The following is a 13,697-nucleotide window of genomic DNA, read 5'->3' as shown; positions in this document are numbered from 1 at the left end:
GGAACCTGTTCATGATCTCTACCTTGCGACGCGGCCTGCTGGTACTGCTTGCAGCGCTGCCGCTGATGGCCAACGCGGCAGGTTCTGCGCACGATCTGGTGCAGGACACGACCAACAAGATGCTGGCGGACTTGAAAGCCAACAAAGAGCAATACAAACAAGACCCAAGCCAGTTCTACAACGCCCTGAACACTATTGTCGGGCCTGTGGTTGACGCCGAAGGCATTTCCAGAAGCATCATGACGGTCAAGTACTCGCGCAAGGCAACCCCAGCGCAGATGCAGACCTTCCAGGAAAACTTCAAGAGGGGCCTGTTCCAGTTCTACGGCAATGCGCTGCTTGAGTACAACAACCAGGGCATTACCGTTGCTCCGGCCGGCGATGAGTCGGGCGACCGCACCAGCGTGAACATGAGCGTCAAAGGCAACAACGGTGCCGTCTACCCTGTGCAGTACACGCTGGAGAAGGTCAACGGCGAGTGGAAGCTGCGCAACGTGATCATCAACGGCATCAATATCGGCAAGCTGTTCCGTGACCAGTTCGCCGATGCCATGCAGCGCAACGGCAACGACCTGGACAAGACCATCAATGGTTGGGCGGGTGAAGTGGCCAAGGCCAAGGAAGCTTCCGATAAAGAAGCTGGGAAGTCCGCGCAATGACCGAGTCGGCTGTTCGTCTTGGCGATGCCGGCGAGCTGCTGCTCAGCGGCGTGCTGGACTACCGCACCGGGCCTGCGCTGCGCAAGCAGGGCCAGGCGTTGATCAAGTCCAGCACCGCGCCCGCTCTGGTGCTCGATTGCTCGGCGGTGACCAAGTCCAGCAGCGTCGGCTTGTCGTTGTTGCTGTGCTTCATGCGGGATGCCGAGGCTGCTAAAAAGCCTGTGAGTATCCGCGCGTTGCCCGAAGATATGCGTGAAATTGCCCAGGTCAGTGGCCTGACCGAGCTGTTGGCGCATCCTTAATAGCTATTATCAAGAAAGCCCCCCGTCAGAGTCCTGCTATGCGGGGTTCGCAGGCGCGGGGCTTTTTTGTATGATGTGCGACCCGTGCGCACTGGGCGCCGATAGAGGTTGAGCATGCAGGCCCTAGAAGTTAAGAGCTTCCTTGAAGGAAAGCTGCCGGAAACGATCGTAGAAGTTGAAGGCGAAGGCTGCAATTTCCAGCTGAACGTGATTAGCGATGAACTGGCGGCATTGAGCCCGGTCAAGCGTCAACAGCAGATCTATGCCCATTTGAACCCGTGGATCACCGATGGCAGCATCCACGCGGTCACTATGAAATTTTTCAGCCGCGCGGCTTGGTCCGAGCGCACCTGAGCCCCCAAGGCGTCGAGATTCTTATGGATAAATTGATTATTACCGGTGGTGCCCGCCTTGATGGCGAGATTCGCATTTCCGGTGCGAAAAACTCCGCCTTGCCGATCCTGGCAGCGACCCTGCTGTGCGATGGCCCGGTGACTGTGGCCAACTTGCCGCACCTGCACGACATCACCACCATGATCGAACTGTTCGGTCGCATGGGTATCGAGCCGGTCATCGACGAGAAACTGGCGGTCGAAATCGACCCGCGCACCATCAAGACCCTGGTTGCCCCGTATGAATTGGTGAAAACCATGCGTGCGTCGATCCTGGTACTGGGCCCGATGGTTGCCCGTTTCGGCGAAGCCGAAGTGGCCCTGCCTGGCGGTTGTGCCATCGGTTCGCGCCCGGTTGACCTGCACATCCGTGGCCTTGAAGCCATGGGCGCGATCATCGACGTCGAAGGTGGCTACATCAAGGCCAAGGCGCCGGAAGGCGGCTTGCGTGGCGCCAACTTCTTCTTCGATACCGTCAGTGTGACCGGTACCGAGAACATCATGATGGCCGCTGCCCTGGCCAATGGTCGCAGCGTCCTGCAAAACGCCGCGCGTGAGCCGGAAGTGGTCGACCTGGCGAATTTCCTGATCGCCATGGGTGCCAACATCAGCGGCGCCGGCACCGACACCATTACCATCGACGGTGTGAAGCGTCTGCACTCGGCCACCTACAAAGTGATGCCGGACCGTATCGAAACCGGCACCTACCTGGTTGCCGCCGCCGTGACCGGTGGCCGCGTGAAGGTCAAGGACACCGATCCGACCATCCTCGAAGCCGTCCTGGAAAAACTCAAGGAAGCCGGTGCTGAAATCACCACCGGTGAAGACTGGATCGAGCTGGACATGCACGGCAAGCGAGCCAAAGCCGTTAACTTGCGCACTGCTCCTTACCCGGCGTTCCCGACTGACATGCAAGCGCAGTTCATCTCCTTGAACGCAATTGCCGAAGGCACGGGCGCCGTGATCGAGACCATCTTCGAAAACCGCTTCATGCACGTGTATGAGCTGCACCGCATGGGTGCCAAGATCCAGGTCGAGGGCAACACCGCTATCGTTACCGGCATCGATGAGCTCAAGGGCGCGCCGGTGATGGCGACCGACCTGCGTGCTTCGGCCAGCCTGGTGATTTCTGCACTGTGCGCCAAAGGCGACACCCTGATCGACCGCATCTACCACATAGACCGTGGCTACGAGTGCATCGAAGAGAAGCTGCAGATGCTCGGTGCGAAGATCCGCCGCGTACCGGGCTAGTCCGCTATCACTGTAGTGAGCGGGCTTGCCCCGCGCTGGGCTGCGAAGCGGCCCTAAAAATCTTGGGAGCGCTGCGCACTCCAGCGCGGGGCAAGCCCGCTCACTACAATGAAGTTTGCCGTTATTTCAAGTCGAGGCTGTAATGGCCTCGATCTGTGTCTGGCGCCGTTTGCGCCCGGACAGCAATAGCCTGATGAAGGACTGACGTTTCCCATGTTGACCATCGCACTGTCCAAGGGCCGCATCCTTGACGACACTTTGCCGCTTCTGGCTGAAGCGGGCATCGTGCCGACCGAGAATCCGGACAAGAGCCGCAAGCTGATCATCCCCACGACCCAGGACGACGTTCGCCTGTTGATCGTGCGGGCTACCGACGTGCCGACCTATGTTGAACATGGCGCGGCCGACCTCGGTGTCGCCGGTAAAGACGTGCTGATGGAATACGGTGGCCAGGGCCTGTACGAGCCGTTGGACCTGCGTATTGCCCTGTGCAAGCTGATGACTGCCGGTCGTGTCGGTGACGTCGAACCCAAGGGCCGCCTGCGGGTTGCCACCAAGTTCGTCAACGTTGCCAAGCGCTACTACGCCGAGCAGGGTCGTCAGGTCGACATCATCAAGCTCTACGGTTCGATGGAGTTGGCGCCGCTGATTGGCCTGGCCGACAAGATCATCGACGTCGTCGACACCGGCAACACCCTGCGTGCTAACGGCCTGGAACCCCAGGATTTCATTGCTGACATCAGCTCCCGCCTGATCGTCAACAAAGCTTCCATGAAAATGCAACACGCCCGTATTCAGGCGTTGATCGACACCCTGCGCAAGGCAGTGGAGTCTCGACACCGCGGTTGACCTACCCGCGCGGCCTTAGGTCGCGCCCGTCTATCCGCCTCATAGCCAGAATTCTCAGGTGCCCAAGCGGATCGACTGCTAACTTTCGGCGCCTGAGCATTTTTGCCAATCCTATGAGGCCCTCGCTATGACCACGTCCACTGCAATTGCCCGACTCAATGCTGCCGACCCGGATTTCGCCCATCATCTGGATCATCTGCTGAGCTGGGAAAGCGTGTCCGACGACTCGGTCAACCAGCGAGTACTCGACATCATCAAGGCTGTGCGCGAGCGCGGTGACGCAGCGCTGGTGGACTTCACCCGCCAATTCGACGGCCTGGACGTCCAGTCCATGGCCGACCTGATCCTGCCCCGCGAACGCCTGGAACTGGCCCTGACGCGCATCACTGCAACCCAGCGCGAAGCTCTGGAAGTCGCGGCGGCGCGGGTGCGCAGCTACCACGAAAAGCAGAAACAGGACTCGTGGAGCTATACCGAAGCCGATGGCACCGTGCTGGGCCAGAAGGTCACGCCGCTGGACCGCGCTGGCCTATACGTGCCGGGCGGTAAAGCCTCGTACCCGTCATCGGTGTTGATGAACGCGATCCCGGCCAAAGTGGCCGGCGTGACCGAAGTGGTCATGGTGGTGCCCACCCCGCGCGGAGAAATCAACGAGTTGGTGCTGGCGGCGGCGTGCATCGCCGGTGTCGACCGCGTGTTTACCATTGGCGGCGCCCAAGCCGTCGCGGCCTTGGCCTATGGCACCGAGAGCGTGCCGAAGGTCGATAAGGTGGTGGGGCCGGGCAACATCTATGTGGCCACCGCCAAGCGCCATGTGTTCGGCCAGGTGGGGATCGACATGATCGCCGGTCCTTCGGAAATCCTCGTGGTGTGCGACGGCCACACCGACCCGGACTGGATCGCCATGGACCTGTTCTCCCAGGCTGAGCACGACGAAGACGCCCAGGCGATTCTGGTCAGCCCGGACGCCGAGTTCCTCGACAAGGTCGCCGCCAGTATCGATAAGCTGCTGCCGACCATGGAGCGCGCCGAGATCATCGAGAAGTCGATCAATGGCCGGGGCGCGCTGATTCTGGCTCGCGACATGGAGCAAGCCATCGAAGTGGCCAACCGCATCGCGCCGGAACACCTGGAGTTGTCCGTGGCCGACCCGCAGGCCTGGCTGCCGTCGATTCGGCACGCCGGAGCGATCTTCATGGGCCGCCACACCAGCGAAGCCCTGGGCGACTACTGTGCAGGCCCTAACCACGTACTGCCGACTTCCGGCACCGCGCGTTTCTCGTCGCCGCTGGGGGTGTATGACTTCCAGAAGCGTTCGTCGATCATCTTCTGTTCGCCGCAGGGCGCCTCCGAGTTGGGCAAGACCGCCTCGGTGCTGGCCCGTGGTGAATCGCTGAGTGCGCACGCGCGCAGCGCCGAATATCGCATCCTCAAGGGAGAGTAAGGCATGAGCAAATTCTGGAGCCCTTTCGTCAAGGACCTGGTGCCTTACGTGCCCGGCGAGCAACCCAAGTTGACCAAGCTGGTCAAGCTCAACACCAATGAAAACCCCTATGGTCCCTCGCCCAAGGCACTGGCGGCCATGCAGGCCGAGTTGAATGACAATCTGCGCCTGTACCCGGACCCCAACAGCGACCTGCTCAAGCAGGCTGTGGCCAAGTATTACGGGGTCGACGCCGGTACGGTATTCCTCGGCAATGGTTCCGATGAAGTCCTGGCACACATCTTCCACGGTCTGTTCCAGCACGACTTGCCGCTGCTGTTTCCAGACATCAGCTACAGCTTTTATCCGGTGTACTGCGGGCTGTACGGCATCAAGTCCGACCCGGTGCCGCTGGACGAGCAGTTCCAGATTCGTGTGGCCGATTACGCCAAGCCTAACGGCGGGATCATTTTCCCCAACCCGAACGCGCCGACCGGCTGCGTGATGGCATTGCAGGCAGTGGAGCAGATGCTCAAGGCCAGCCCGGATTCGGTGGTGGTGGTCGATGAAGCCTATATCGACTTCGGTGGCCAAACCGCTATCAGCCTGGTGGACCGCTACCCGAACCTGCTGGTGACCCAGACCCTGTCCAAATCGCGCTCACTGGCCGGTTTGCGGGTGGGCCTGGCCGTAGGCCACCCGGACCTGATCGAGGCGCTGGAGCGGGTCAAGAACAGCTTCAACTCCTACCCGCTGGATCGCCTGGCGATTGTCGGCGCGACGGCAGCGTTCGAGGACCGTGAGTACTTCGAGAAAACGTGCAAGCAGGTGATCGACAGTCGCAACACACTGGTCGCACAACTGGAAGGCAAAGGCTTTGAAGTGTTGCCGTCGGCAGCCAACTTCATCTTTGCCCGCCACCCTCGGCACGACGCAGCCGGCCTGGCGGCCAAGTTGCGTGAGCGGGGTGTGATCGTACGGCACTTCAAGCAGGAGCGGATTGCCCAGTTCCTGCGGATCAGCATCGGCACGCCTGAGCAGAACCAGGCGCTGGTCGATGGGCTCGGCGAGCTCTAAGCGACACTGGAGATCAAAAAATGTGGGAGGGGGCTTGCTCCCGATGGCAGTAGATCAGTCAATCATGTATCGACTGACACTCCGCCATCGGGAGCAAGCCCCCTCCCACATTTTGTTCACAGTGCCTGTTAGATCAACGGCTTGTCAGACTGCTTGTTCTTCCACCCATCATTACCCGGCAGCAGCAGGTTCAAACCAATCGCCACCACCGCGCACAGGGCGATGCCCTTGAGGCCGAAATCATCCGGGCCAGTGCCGGTGCCTACCAGTACACCGCCGATACCGAACACCAGGGTCACGGACACAATCACCAGGTTGCGTGCCTCACCCAGGTCGATCTTGTGGCGGATCAGCGTGTTCATCCCCACTGCGGCAATCGAGCCGAACAGCAGGCATAGAATGCCGCCCATCACGGGTACCGGAATGCTTTGCAGCAATGCGCCGAACTTACCGATAAATGCCAGGCTGATGGCAAAGATTGCGGCCCAGGTCATGATTTTAGGGTTGTAGTTCTTGGTCAGCATCACCGCGCCGGTCACTTCGGCGTAGGTGGTATTCGGCGGGCCACCAAACAGGCCGGCGGCCGTGGTGGCGATCCCGTCACCCAGCAAAGTGCGGTGCAGGCCCGGTTTCTTCAGGTAGTCACGACCGGTCACGCTGCCCACCGCAATCACACCACCGATATGTTCGATCGCCGGGGCCAGGGCTACCGGCACGATAAACAGAATCGCCTGCCAGTTGAATTCCGGCGCGGTGAAGTGGGGCAGGGCGAACCAAGGGGCGGCTGCGATCTTCGCCGTATCGACCACGCCAAAGTAGAACGACATGGCGAAACCCACCAGTACCCCGGAGATGATCGGCACCAGGCGGAAAATACCCTTGCCGAACACCGCCACGATCAAGGTGGTCAGCAAGGCCGGCATCGAGATCATCATGGCGGTCTGGTAATGAATCAGCTCGCCGCCATCACCGGCTTTACCCATCGCCATATTGGCGGCAATCGGCGCCATGGCCAGGCCGATGGAGATAATCACCGGGCCGATGACCACCGGCGGCAGCAACCGGTCAATGAACCCGGTGCCCTTGATTTTCACCGCCAGGCCCAGGAAGGTATAAACGAAACCGGCCGCCATCACGCCGCCCATGGTCGCTGCCAGGCCGAACTGGCCCTTGGCGAGAATGATCGGGGTGATGAACGCGAAGCTCGATGCCAGGAACACCGGCACCTGCCGCCCCGTCACCACCTGGAACAACAGCGTGCCCAGGCCGGCGGTGAACAGCGCGACGTTTGGATCCAGACCTGTGATCAGCGGCATCAACACCAGCGCGCCAAATGCCACGAAGAGCATTTGTGCGCCAGACAGGATCTGGCGCCAAAGCGGGTCGTTGAATTCATCCTGCATGTTCACGCGTCCTTCTGTTTGGTGCCGAAAATCTTGTCACCGGCATCGCCCAGGCCAGGGATGATGTAGCCGTGTTCGTTCAGGCGCTCGTCGATGGATGCGGTGTAGATCTGCACGTCGGGGTGGGCCTTCTCGACGGCGGCAATGCCTTCGGGGGCGGCGACCAGCACCATGGCGCGGATGTCCTTGCAACCGGCCTTTTTCAGCAGGTCAATGGTGGCGACCATGGAACTGCCGGTGGCGAGCATCGGGTCGATGATCATGGCCAGGCGCTCGTTGATTTCCGGAACGAGTTTTTCCAGGTAAGTGTGCGCCTGCAGGGTTTCTTCATTGCGGGCCACGCCGACGGCGCTGACCTTGGCGCCTGGAATCAGGCTGAGCACGCCTTCGAGCATGCCGATACCGGCGCGCAGGATCGGCACCACGGTAATCTTCTTGCCGGCGATTTTCTCGACCTGGACGGGACCGGCCCAACCGGGGATCTCGTAGCTTTCCAGGGGCAAATCCTTGGTGGCTTCGTAAGTGAGCAGCGCTCCGACTTCCTGAGCAAGCTCACGGAAGTTCTTGGTACTGATATCGGCACGGCGCATCAGGCCGAGTTTGTGTCGGATCAGCGGGTGGCGGATCTCGCGAGTGGGCATGGGGAAGGCTCCGGCAGCGGGCAAAAAAACCGGCCTAGATTAATCTATCCGAGGGTGTTGTCCTATAGACATCAAGTACGTTAGTCCATAAAGGCTTGATTGGAGCGCACGAGAAGCGTACCTTCGCCCGCTTTTCTTGCCACAGCACCCCTTGGAGAGCGCCATGTCCGCTGATCTCGAGCATATCCGTCAAATCATGCGCGAGGCTGACTGCCTGTACACCGAAGCACAAGTCGAAGCAGCGATCGCCGAGGTTGGAGCGCACATCACTCGCGAAATGGCCGACACCAACCCGGTGGTTTTCTGTGTGATGAACGGTGGCCTGATCTTCGCCGGCAAATTGCTGACGCACCTGCACTTCCCGCTGGAAGCGTCCTACCTGCACGCTACGCGCTATCGTAATGAAACCAGCGGCGGCGATCTGTTCTGGAAAGCCAAGCCGGAAGTCTCGTTCATCGACCGCGACGTACTGATCATCGACGACATCCTCGATGAAGGGCACACCCTGGGCGCGATCATCGACTTCTGCAAGCACGCCGGCGCGCGCAAAGTGCACACTGCCGTGCTGATCGACAAAGACCACGACCGCAAGGCCCGCCCGGACCTGAAAGCCGATTATGTCGGCCTGCCGTGCGTCGACCGCTACATCTTCGGTTATGGTATGGACTACAAAGGCTACTGGCGTAACGCCAATGGCATCTTCGCCGTTAAAGGAATGTAATGAATGGCCCGCTTTCTTGATCAATCGCTGTTTGCTGAGTTGGCCGAGAAAGCGGCCAGCAGTCCACGCGGTCGGCACCATCACAACTTTCACCAGATGGAAGAGCCGTGCCATCGCCTGGCGGTGAGCCTGCAGCCCACCACCTACGTACCCCCCCATCGGCACCTGAGCGCGGACAAGGCGGAAACCTTGTTGGTGCTCAAAGGGCGTTTGGGCTTGTTGATATTCAACGAGGCCGGCGAGGTCATCGCCAAGCGTGTCATGCAGGCCGGTGGAGAGTGCTCGGGCGTCGATCTGCCGCCGGGTGTGTTCCACGGCCTGGCGGTCCTGGAGCCGGACACCGTCATGTTTGAGTGCAAAGCCGGTCCGTATCGCCCGGTAGGTGAAGGGGAGCTTGCCGAGTGGGCGCCTCGCGAGGGCGATGCCGAGGTCGCTCAATACCAGCGCTGGATGCTTGCCCAGTTCGAATGAGCGGTTTGATCCTCGCCTACACAAGGCCGAGCCCCGCAGGTAGACTTCAATCCCCGTGTAAATGTCTGCAGGCTGGAGTCGGTAATGCGTAAAGATAAGAAACAGGTGATTGGTGATGAGATCGGTGACGATCAGATCAAGTTGTTCCTGGACTTCGAGCCGGCTGATGCGACTTCACCGTCCCTGCACAAACTGATCAAGGCCTACCGTGGCTTGCGTATCGACGATTTCGAACGGTTCCTGGGCTTTTTCAAGGCTGCAGGCCTGGATCTCGATGGCAAGGATGAACAGGGCCAGACCTTTGTCGACCTGATCAAGGATCAGCGTCACGCGGACGAGTACATCGAGTTGATCGAAAACGCTCGCGGCTGATTATCCGAACATAAAAAAACGCCCCGTCCTCATGCAGAGGGCGGGGCGTTTTTTATGGGCTCTTCTGTAGGCGCGAGCTTGCTCGCGAAGAGCCCCAGGGCGCTGGGCTAAACCAGGCGCGCTGCGTTATCGTTAACGATCTTCGCGAGCAAGCTCGCTCCTACCAGTCTCGGCGGCAGGCTCAACCAGTTCCAGGCTGATGTTGTTTTGCGTGTTGATCTTGCGGTACAGCTCGGCATCGGTTTCGAGTGTCTTTTCCCGTGCCGGGAAGATCTCGTGCAGCTTGGCTGCCCACTCACCAGCGGCTTTCTCCGGGAAGCACTTCTCGATCAACTCCAGCATGATCGAAACGGTTACCGAAGCACCTGGGGATGCGCCCAGCAGTGCTGCCAGCGATCCATCCTTGGCCGCGACCAGCTCGGTGCCGAATTGCAGCACGCCGCCTTTCTTCGGATCTTTCTTGATGATCTGCACCCGCTGGCCGGCCACTTCCAGGCGCCAGTCTTCGGCTTTCGCCTCAGGGTAGAAGCGGCGCAAGGATTCCAGGCGTTGCTCCATGGACTGCATCACTTCGCTGACCAGGTACTTGGTCAGGTCCATGTTGTCCCGTGCGACGGCGAGCATCGGGCCGATGTTGCCGGCGCGGACCGACAGCGGCAGGTCGAGGAACGAACCGTGCTTGAGGAACTTGGTGGTGAAGCCGGCGTATGGCCCGAACAGCAGGGATTTCTTGCCGTCCACCACGCGGGTGTCCAAGTGCGGGACGGACATCGGTGGCGAACCCACGGCCGCCTGGCTGTAGACCTTGGCCTGGTGGTGCTTGACCACTTCCGGGTTGTCGCAACGCAGCCATTGGCCGCTGACCGGGAAACCGCCAAAGCCTTTGCTTTCTTCGATACCCGAGGCTTGCAGCAACGGCAGGGCCGCGCCACCGGCGCCGAGGAACACGAACTTGGCATCAACTTCGCGGCTGTTGCCACTGTTGACGTCCTTGATGCTCACGGTCCAGCCCGCGCCATTGCGCTTGAGGCCGGTGACGCGCTTGCTGTACTTGACCTGGGCGTCTGCAGAGCTGGTCAGGTGACTGAGCAGTTGGTTGGTCAGGGCGCCGAAGTTGACGTCAGTGCCGTTCATCACACGGGTGGCGGCGATTTTTTCATCGAGCGGGCGACCCGGCATCATCAAGGGCATCCACTCGGCCATTTCGCTACGGTCTTCGGTGTAGTGCATGTCCGAAAACGCGTGGTGCTGGCTGAGGGTTTCAAAACGCTTCTTGAGGAAAGACACGCCTTTTTCACCCTGCACGAAGCTCAGGTGCGGCACCGGGCTGATAAAGGACTTGGACGAGCCAAACGTGCCTTTCTTGGTCAGGTAGGCCCAGAACTGCTTCGATACCTCGAATTGGGTGTTGATGTGCACCGCTTTCTTGATGTCGATGGAACCGTCAGCCGCCTGCGGCGTGTAGTTCAGCTCGCACAGCCCGGCGTGGCCAGTACCGGCGTTGTTCCACGGGTTGGAACTTTCCGCGGCACCCGAGTCCATCAGCTCAACGACTTCCAGCTTGAGGCCGGGGTCGAGCTCTTTGAGCAGTACGGCCAGGGTGGCACTCATGATGCCGGCCCCTACCAGTACTACGTCGACTGCTTCGTTATGCGCCATTTAACGCGTCTCCAAAATCTGCAGCACCAAATTGACGGCATGGCTGCCAGGAGTGACGGGGCGGTTCACGTGTTGCCCCAGGTTACCCATGGCCAGGATCGCCATGTCCGATTCTTCGCAATTTTTTTGCAACTTCAGCGCACGCTTCCTGCCGGGCTAATCTGCCTATGAACGCATTCATGGGCGCCTGTGGCAATTCGACTTATGGTCAAAGCGTGCGGTTCGTGCAACCAAATCCGTAGCGGACAGGTTTCAAGCTCCAGTTTTCGGGGAGTTCTCGGTCCTGTGTTGGGCTGTTCCAGACGCTGATGGTGCTTGTACAAACGCAAAACTATTCATTTGCTCGCCACACTCTTGTGAAGTTGTGAAAACCCGTTTTTTCACGCTCTTTTGAAGACGTGAACCTCAAAAATGGGCTGCCCCAGCCTGGCACCTGGCCCGAGGTCCTTGCCGACACGCGGCAAAACGGGCAAACAACTCAAGTGGCCGAGCGCAATGGCAGCTCTGGCAGATTCGGTAAAGGCGGGTGGTTTGCAAGAAAACAGCAAGCGCGCCGGCTTCACTCGATCTGTGTGGGCGGCTCTCTGTGGGCGGTTTGGGGGTTAATGCCGGGGCATTAACGATGCTGCGGGGCCCGATCAGGAGACGTCCTTATAATCGGGGGGAGATTGTAGCGAAGAACGCCAGGGAAATGGGCGTGTTTTATGACTTTTATTAGCGCCTCGGTCAGGAGGCCAACGCTTGCGGTGGTTGTGCATGCGCAGACAACGGGCGCACCCGGGCGCTGGCCGGCAACGGGCGGTTCATCCACCCCAGGTGAGTCTCCGTCACCTCCACCCAACCCTCACCGACGGGCGGCAAGCGGCACTGCTTGAATGCCAGGCAATAGCCACGGGCATCAAGCCGGGCAAAGTGGCGATGATCGGCGCGTGGCATGAACAGTGATTTGAGAAGGCGCATGGTTTTGTACCTGTTACGTTACATGCTCGAAGGTTGCCAGTGTGCCATGACACTGGAGTGACCAAATTATGTGAAATTGTAATTTCCGCGTGCCTTCAGCTGCCGTTCAGGATGGCTGGTGAGCGGCGCGCCTGCACCGTTATACTGGCGGCCTGTTTGCCTCTAGTTCTGGAGAAATGAGTATGTTGCAACGCCTGTTGTTCGGTTTGATCACTGTGACCAGTTTGACGCTGGTTGGCTGCGCCAACAGCCCGCAACAACTCAGCCCGCAACCTAAAGTCACTGCGCAGTTGGCACCTGTGGGGCATGGCCAGCCGGTGTCGGTACGCGTGGTGGATGGTCGTCCGTCGCCGACCCTGGGCTCTCGCGGGGGCCTGTACCCTGAGACCGCGCTTATTTCGGTAACCGGCCAGGATGTGCTGCCCAAGCTGCAAGCCCAGGCCGAAGCGGCTGTACGCCTGCTGGGTTTCACGCCGGCCAACTCGCCGGGCGCACCTCAACTGACCATTACCTTGGCCGAACTGAAGTACCAGTCGCCTAAACAAGGCTTGTATGTGACTGAAGCGTCCATCGGCGCGACGTTCAAGTCCGACGTCGTTGCCGGCACCCGTCGCTACAGTGGCCGTTACGGCGCGTCCCTGGACCAGCGTTTCGGCATGTCGCCGAACCAGGAAACCAATACCAAGCTGGTCAGCGACGTGCTCAGCGACGCCCTGACCCGTCTGTTCAAAGACCCAAGCATCGGCCAGTTGCTCGGCTCGCAGTAAACACCGCTCAATAAAAAACCGGGCTCAGTGATGAGCCCGGTTTTTTTATGCCTGTGATGTTCATGCCGCCGTTTCGACATAAAGCTCCAGCACACTGACACCTGTGAGCAGATCCAGCTCCGGCAGGTCGGCATGCTGATGCCCGGCGAGGGCGCAATACACCAGCCAATGGCGGTCTTGGACGTTGAATGCCAGGCTGCCGACCAGCGCCTCTTGTTCGTCGCTTTGTGCGACCCAATACAGTCGATCCTGGTTTTGCGCGTGCAGCATGACAAGCTCCTCAAACGTCGAAGGGCAACAGAGTGGCTTGTTAAGGTGACGTTCAGGTGACGCTGTAAATTACTGGATACATTAGCGCTATGGGGGAGGGAGCAGGAAGGCGCAGGAGGCGACTATCGTTCAGGTTTGTATCTGAGCTGATACCAGGCCACTGATACATCGAGGTTTGCGATGGCACTGCCCGCACTGCTCATCAATACTGCCGCGCTACTGGTTGCCTGCCCGGGCGCCGCGCTGCTATTCATAACCCGCCTGCGATCACAGCGTGCGATGGCCGATCTTACCGCGCGAAGCGAAGAGCGCGCCGTTGACCAACCGATGCTGTTTCTGGATGTACACACCGAACGGGCGTATCGCCTGGCCTATCGTGTCGGGTTTGCCTGCCTTGGGCTGGCGCTGGCCACCTCCTGGCTCAGCACCCATCTGTAAAAAAAGCACTGCAAAAACATCTGTGGGAGAGGGCAAGCCCCC

General features: G+C 59.9%; 17 protein-coding genes. 12 read left to right on the top strand and 5 right to left on the bottom strand.

Annotation, left to right across the window (positions count from 1 at the left end; translation table 11 throughout):
* The first annotated feature begins 11 nt into the window (after window positions 1-11).
* The 7 genes from MJP36_RS25525 to hisC all read left to right on the top strand — a co-directional run bounded on the left by MJP36_RS25525 (window position 12) and on the right by hisC (window position 5,953).
* Window positions 12-659 carry an MlaC/ttg2D family ABC transporter substrate-binding protein gene (locus tag MJP36_RS25525; RefSeq protein WP_090366737.1) on the top strand — a complete coding sequence of 216 codons (648 nt, stop codon included), beginning with the start codon at window positions 12-14 and terminating at the stop codon, window positions 657-659.
* Complete coding sequence (locus tag MJP36_RS25520) at window positions 656-961, top strand: STAS domain-containing protein (protein WP_060754954.1); 306 nt, start codon at window positions 656-658, stop codon at window positions 959-961. Before MJP36_RS25525 ends, MJP36_RS25520 begins: the two co-directional genes overlap by 4 nt.
* A 114-nt stretch (window positions 962-1,075) precedes the next feature.
* On the top strand, window positions 1,076-1,315 hold the full coding sequence (locus MJP36_RS25515) for a BolA family protein (protein WP_060754955.1): 240 nt from the start codon (window positions 1,076-1,078) through the stop codon (window positions 1,313-1,315).
* A 23-nt stretch (window positions 1,316-1,338) separates the two neighbouring features.
* Complete coding sequence (gene murA, locus MJP36_RS25510; RefSeq protein WP_060754956.1) at window positions 1,339-2,604, top strand: UDP-N-acetylglucosamine 1-carboxyvinyltransferase; 1,266 nt, start codon at window positions 1,339-1,341, stop codon at window positions 2,602-2,604.
* Window positions 2,605-2,817: 213 nt separating this feature from the next.
* Entirely contained in the window at window positions 2,818-3,453 is a 636-nt protein-coding gene (gene hisG, locus MJP36_RS25505) for an ATP phosphoribosyltransferase (RefSeq protein ID WP_003188599.1), read from the top strand.
* A gap of 127 nt (window positions 3,454-3,580) precedes the next feature.
* Window positions 3,581-4,897 carry a histidinol dehydrogenase gene (gene hisD / locus MJP36_RS25500; RefSeq protein WP_060754957.1) on the top strand — a complete coding sequence of 439 codons (1,317 nt, stop codon included), beginning with the start codon at window positions 3,581-3,583 and terminating at the stop codon, window positions 4,895-4,897.
* Between the two features lie 3 nt (window positions 4,898-4,900).
* Entirely contained in the window at window positions 4,901-5,953 is a 1,053-nt protein-coding gene (gene hisC / locus MJP36_RS25495; protein WP_244384322.1) for a histidinol-phosphate transaminase, read from the top strand.
* Between the two features lie 128 nt (window positions 5,954-6,081).
* On the opposite strand, the gene MJP36_RS25490 is transcribed toward hisC, so the two are convergent.
* Together MJP36_RS25490 and upp are read right to left on the bottom strand one after the other, a co-directional pair.
* Window positions 6,082-7,356, bottom strand: coding sequence for a uracil-xanthine permease family protein (locus MJP36_RS25490; protein ID WP_244384321.1), 1,275 nt, complete (start codon window positions 7,354-7,356; stop codon window positions 6,082-6,084).
* Between the two features lie 2 nt (window positions 7,357-7,358).
* The gene (gene upp / locus MJP36_RS25485) at window positions 7,359-7,997 is read right to left on the bottom strand and encodes a uracil phosphoribosyltransferase (RefSeq protein ID WP_024073483.1); all 639 of its coding nucleotides are present in this window, start codon (window positions 7,995-7,997) and stop codon (window positions 7,359-7,361) included.
* 163 nt (window positions 7,998-8,160) lie between these two features.
* On the opposite strand from upp, the gene MJP36_RS25480 reads away from it, so the two are divergent.
* The 3 genes from MJP36_RS25480 to MJP36_RS25470 all read left to right on the top strand — a co-directional run bounded on the left by MJP36_RS25480 (window position 8,161) and on the right by MJP36_RS25470 (window position 9,561).
* Entirely contained in the window at window positions 8,161-8,718 is a 558-nt protein-coding gene (locus MJP36_RS25480) for a hypoxanthine-guanine phosphoribosyltransferase (protein ID WP_060754960.1), read from the top strand.
* Window positions 8,719-8,721: 3 nt separating this feature from the next.
* A complete protein-coding gene (locus MJP36_RS25475; protein ID WP_060754961.1) occupies window positions 8,722-9,189 on the top strand; it encodes a WbuC family cupin fold metalloprotein in 468 nt (155 codons plus the stop codon).
* 84 nt (window positions 9,190-9,273) lie between these two features.
* Window positions 9,274-9,561: a PA4642 family protein gene (locus MJP36_RS25470; RefSeq protein WP_060754962.1), complete on the top strand. Its 288-nt coding sequence runs from the start codon at window positions 9,274-9,276 to the stop codon at window positions 9,559-9,561.
* A 132-nt stretch (window positions 9,562-9,693) separates the two neighbouring features.
* On the opposite strand, the gene mqo is transcribed toward MJP36_RS25470, so the two are convergent.
* Both mqo and MJP36_RS25460 read right to left on the bottom strand, forming a co-directional pair.
* A complete protein-coding gene (gene mqo, locus MJP36_RS25465) occupies window positions 9,694-11,220 on the bottom strand; it encodes a malate dehydrogenase (quinone) (RefSeq protein ID WP_090366724.1) in 1,527 nt (508 codons plus the stop codon).
* A gap of 726 nt (window positions 11,221-11,946) precedes the next feature.
* On the bottom strand, window positions 11,947-12,180 hold the full coding sequence (locus MJP36_RS25460; protein WP_060754964.1) for a hypothetical protein: 234 nt from the start codon (window positions 12,178-12,180) through the stop codon (window positions 11,947-11,949).
* 182 nt (window positions 12,181-12,362) lie between these two features.
* Between MJP36_RS25460 and MJP36_RS25455 the strand changes: the two genes are divergently transcribed.
* Window positions 12,363-12,947, top strand: coding sequence for a YajG family lipoprotein (locus MJP36_RS25455; RefSeq protein WP_060754965.1), 585 nt, complete (start codon window positions 12,363-12,365; stop codon window positions 12,945-12,947).
* Window positions 12,948-13,007: 60 nt separating this feature from the next.
* Here the strand turns inward: MJP36_RS25455 and MJP36_RS25450 are convergent, their stop codons facing one another.
* Complete coding sequence (locus MJP36_RS25450) at window positions 13,008-13,217, bottom strand: hypothetical protein (protein WP_060754966.1); 210 nt, start codon at window positions 13,215-13,217, stop codon at window positions 13,008-13,010.
* A gap of 180 nt (window positions 13,218-13,397) precedes the next feature.
* Here MJP36_RS25450 and MJP36_RS25445 point away from each other — a divergent pair, with 180 nt between their 5' ends.
* Window positions 13,398-13,655, top strand: coding sequence for a hypothetical protein (locus MJP36_RS25445; protein WP_060754967.1), 258 nt, complete (start codon window positions 13,398-13,400; stop codon window positions 13,653-13,655).
* Window positions 13,656-13,697 lie beyond the last annotated feature (42 nt).

This window comes from Pseudomonas palleroniana (genome assembly GCF_022836895.1).
Classification (GTDB): Bacteria; Pseudomonadota; Gammaproteobacteria; order Pseudomonadales; family Pseudomonadaceae; genus Aquipseudomonas; species Aquipseudomonas palleroniana.
This window is presented reverse-complemented; position numbering and strand designations above follow the sequence as displayed.

What these genes read in the sequence shown, in the direction of transcription:
- MJP36_RS25470 (WP_060754962.1), top strand. Translation starts at nt 9,274, where the DNA reads ATGCGTAAAGATAAGAAACAGGTGATTGGTGATGAGATCGGTGACGAT.
- hisD (WP_060754957.1), top strand. Translation starts at nt 3,581, where the DNA reads ATGACCACGTCCACTGCAATTGCCCGACTCAATGCTGCCGACCCGGAT.
- mqo (WP_090366724.1), bottom strand. Translation starts at nt 11,220, where the DNA reads ATGGCGCATAACGAAGCAGTCGACGTAGTACTGGTAGGGGCCGGCATC.
- MJP36_RS25480 (WP_060754960.1), top strand. Translation starts at nt 8,161, where the DNA reads ATGTCCGCTGATCTCGAGCATATCCGTCAAATCATGCGCGAGGCTGAC.
- hisG (WP_003188599.1), top strand. Translation starts at nt 2,818, where the DNA reads ATGTTGACCATCGCACTGTCCAAGGGCCGCATCCTTGACGACACTTTG.
- MJP36_RS25445 (WP_060754967.1), top strand. Translation starts at nt 13,398, where the DNA reads ATGGCACTGCCCGCACTGCTCATCAATACTGCCGCGCTACTGGTTGCC.
- murA (WP_060754956.1), top strand. Translation starts at nt 1,339, where the DNA reads ATGGATAAATTGATTATTACCGGTGGTGCCCGCCTTGATGGCGAGATT.
- MJP36_RS25525 (WP_090366737.1), top strand. Translation starts at nt 12, where the DNA reads ATGATCTCTACCTTGCGACGCGGCCTGCTGGTACTGCTTGCAGCGCTG.
- MJP36_RS25520 (WP_060754954.1), top strand. Translation starts at nt 656, where the DNA reads ATGACCGAGTCGGCTGTTCGTCTTGGCGATGCCGGCGAGCTGCTGCTC.
- MJP36_RS25460 (WP_060754964.1), bottom strand. Translation starts at nt 12,180, where the DNA reads ATGCGCCTTCTCAAATCACTGTTCATGCCACGCGCCGATCATCGCCAC.
- MJP36_RS25455 (WP_060754965.1), top strand. Translation starts at nt 12,363, where the DNA reads ATGTTGCAACGCCTGTTGTTCGGTTTGATCACTGTGACCAGTTTGACG.
- MJP36_RS25475 (WP_060754961.1), top strand. Translation starts at nt 8,722, where the DNA reads ATGGCCCGCTTTCTTGATCAATCGCTGTTTGCTGAGTTGGCCGAGAAA.
- upp (WP_024073483.1), bottom strand. Translation starts at nt 7,997, where the DNA reads ATGCCCACTCGCGAGATCCGCCACCCGCTGATCCGACACAAACTCGGC.
- MJP36_RS25515 (WP_060754955.1), top strand. Translation starts at nt 1,076, where the DNA reads ATGCAGGCCCTAGAAGTTAAGAGCTTCCTTGAAGGAAAGCTGCCGGAA.
- hisC (WP_244384322.1), top strand. Translation starts at nt 4,901, where the DNA reads ATGAGCAAATTCTGGAGCCCTTTCGTCAAGGACCTGGTGCCTTACGTG.
- MJP36_RS25450 (WP_060754966.1), bottom strand. Translation starts at nt 13,217, where the DNA reads ATGCTGCACGCGCAAAACCAGGATCGACTGTATTGGGTCGCACAAAGC.
- MJP36_RS25490 (WP_244384321.1), bottom strand. Translation starts at nt 7,356, where the DNA reads ATGCAGGATGAATTCAACGACCCGCTTTGGCGCCAGATCCTGTCTGGC.